Annotated in this window: 4 protein-coding genes and 1 pseudogene; all 5 read left to right on the plus strand. The window is 61.4% G+C overall.

Annotated features, from left to right (window positions below; translation table 11 throughout):
• A pseudogene (locus tag DBR24_RS32890) lies at positions 1-82 on the plus strand (head protein); the annotation flags it as partial.
• Positions 79-528 carry a phage tail protein gene (locus DBR24_RS19155; RefSeq protein ID WP_128615518.1) on the plus strand — a complete coding sequence of 150 codons (450 nt, stop codon included), beginning with the start codon at positions 79-81 and terminating at the stop codon, positions 526-528. The pseudogene DBR24_RS32890 and the gene DBR24_RS19155, both read left to right, overlap by 4 nt.
• Entirely contained in the window at positions 518-1,198 is a 681-nt protein-coding gene (locus DBR24_RS19160; RefSeq protein ID WP_128615519.1) for a virion morphogenesis protein, read from the plus strand. Before DBR24_RS19155 ends, DBR24_RS19160 begins: the two co-directional genes overlap by 11 nt.
• An 11-nt stretch (positions 1,199-1,209) precedes the next feature.
• A complete protein-coding gene (locus DBR24_RS19165; RefSeq protein WP_128615520.1) occupies positions 1,210-2,325 on the plus strand; it encodes a DUF2586 domain-containing protein in 1,116 nt (371 codons plus the stop codon).
• Positions 2,326-2,331: 6 nt separating this feature from the next.
• The coding region (locus DBR24_RS32895) for a phage protein (protein WP_256591650.1) at positions 2,332-2,502 on the plus strand (171 nt) is incomplete at its 3' end.

Here is a 2,502-nt window from a genome sequence, read left to right on the forward strand (position 1 = left end):
TAAAGAAACCTTCTTGGCATTCAGCCAATCCGCCGTTCGTGCCCTGCAAGGCCGTGGCCGAATCACGGCGGCGCTGCTGTGACCAAGTTGCAAGGGCTGACCGCCTACCTACGGGAACGCCGTCTGGTCGCGCCTGAACAGCTCGACAGTTTCACCGAGCAGGTGAAGCTCTCGCTGATCTGGAAACCCGACGTCGACGGCATGCACTTTGCCGACATGCACTATCGCGCCGCGATTGTCCTGGAGCGTTTCGCCGACCATCCGGCGCGCCTGATGGCTCTGGTTGGGAGTTGGTTGGAAAACCACGACTCCAACCGCGACCACCACGAACTGCCGGCGCCGGAGTTCCTTGTAGAACCGTTGGATAACGACCTCTTCGACGTGGAAATCACGCTGGAGTTTGTCGAGCCGCAGTATCTGGCCGAAGACGCTGCCGGCGAGATCGGCGCCTTCGGTAAGACCTGGGCTTTCGTCCCGTTTGACCTGTGGGTTGCCGAGAACGGCGAGGTGGCCACCGGTGACCGCTAATCCGTGCGACCTCGATGTCAGGGGCCTACTGAACGTAGACGCTCAACTGGCGCTGCTGGAGCTGCCGCCGGTGCTGCGCCGTCGTCTGCTGAACAACGTGACCAAGCGCGTGCGCTCGATGAGCCGCAAGCGTCAGCGCGCCCAGCAAAACGTCGACGGCTCGCCGTTCGCTGAACGCAAAGGATCTGCCAAGGGCAAGAAAAAGATGGAAGCCGGGCTGGCCAAGCTGCTGCAAGTCACGCGAGTGAGCGCCGACGAAGCCGAACTGGGTTGGAAAAACGCGCTGACTCGCTGGGTCGCCACGCAACAACACAACGGTGCTACCGAGCGGCGCACGGCTGCACAGATGCGTCGCTGGAACACCGTACCGCCTGGCATCGCATGCACTGAAAAACAAGCGAAACGCCTGCGCCGATTGGGTTTTCGTGTCCGCCAGAAGGGCAAAAAGACGCCGGCCCGGCCTTCGGTTGCATGGATTCAACAGCATGTGAACTACGCCAAGGCCGGTCTGCTGATCCGCATTCTGAACGATGAGAAAACCGAGACATCTGGCGCGCAAAGCTGGGACATCACCCTGCCAAAACGTCAGTTCCTCGGCGTGGCAACCGGCAATGAACCCCGCGAGCTGGTTAACCAGGTCTTTCAACAAATCCTAACTTCACCCCGTTAACGAGGCACTACATGGCACTCGGTCAAGTCACCGTCGACAACCTCAATCTAGGCCAGGGTGCCGTGACAGAGGTTGAGCGTTACTTTCTTTTCATCGGCCCCGCCGCCAAAAACGTCGGCCAGGTCATCCCGCTGAACACCGACAGCGATCTGGACGTCGCTCTGGGCATCCCGGCGAGCGACCTGAAAACCCAGATTACCGCCGCTCGCTTGAACGGTGGCCAGCGCTGGGCCTGCATGGCGGCTCCGGTCGGACCCGAAGGCGATTGGGCCACCGCACTGCAGAAAACCCAGCAACAAGGGGTGTCGGTGGAAGGGGTAATTGTCACCAAACCCGTGACAAAGGGTGACGAACTGTCGGCCATGCATGACGCGGCCGTTGCCCTGAACAGCACCTACGGCCGCCGGGTTTTCTTTCTGGCGAGCAGTGCCGGCATCGCCGTCGACCAGACCTGGGCGCAGTATCTCACCGAGCAAAAAGCGTTGGTAGCGGGTCTGGCAGCGCCGCGCGTTTCACCTGTACCGCAACTGCACGGCAATGACCTGGGCGTGCTGGCTGGCCGCTTGGCTAATTCGGCAGTCAGCATCGCTGATAGCCCGATGCGCGTGGCCACCGGCCCGGTGTTGGGGCTTGGCGACGTGCCTATTGATAGCGAGCTGATTCCGCTGCCGTCCGCTGTACGCAGTGAACTGGATCGGGCGCGGTTCTCCGTCACCCAGACCTACCCCGACTATCCGGGCGTGTACTGGGGTGACTGCAACATGCTGGACACCCCCGGTAGTGACTTTCAGGTCGTGGAGCATCTGCGCATTACCGACAAGGCCGCTCGCCTGATCCGTCCGCTGCTGATCCGCCGTGTCGCCGATCGCCGCTTGAACAACACGCCCAACAGCATGGCGGTGAATACCAACCAATTGATGGCGCCACTGCGATCCATGGCGAAGTCCATCAAGTTCAACGGCGAGGTGTTCCCCGGTGACATCGAGCCGCCGAAAGACGGCGACCTGGTGCTGGAATGGCTGAGCAAAACCAAGGTCGCGGCCTACATCAAGCTCAAACCCCTTAACTGCCCGAAAGACCTCACGGCGAACATCGCCCTGGATCTTTCCACTGACAAAGCGGAGTAACGCCCCATGGCAAAGATTGGCGGCAAGAACTTCGACGTGAGCCTGGGCGATATCGCGCTGCACGTCGAAAGCTGCACCCTGGACATCACCGACAACTCGGCCGTGGCCCAAACCCGAGGCGTGCCTGACGGTTACGTCGACGGCGACGTGGCCGCTGCCGGCGAACTGGAGCTGGAT

Source organism: Pseudomonas sp. HMWF006 (assembly GCF_003061205.1).
GTDB lineage: Bacteria > Pseudomonadota > Gammaproteobacteria > Pseudomonadales > Pseudomonadaceae > Aquipseudomonas > Aquipseudomonas monsensis.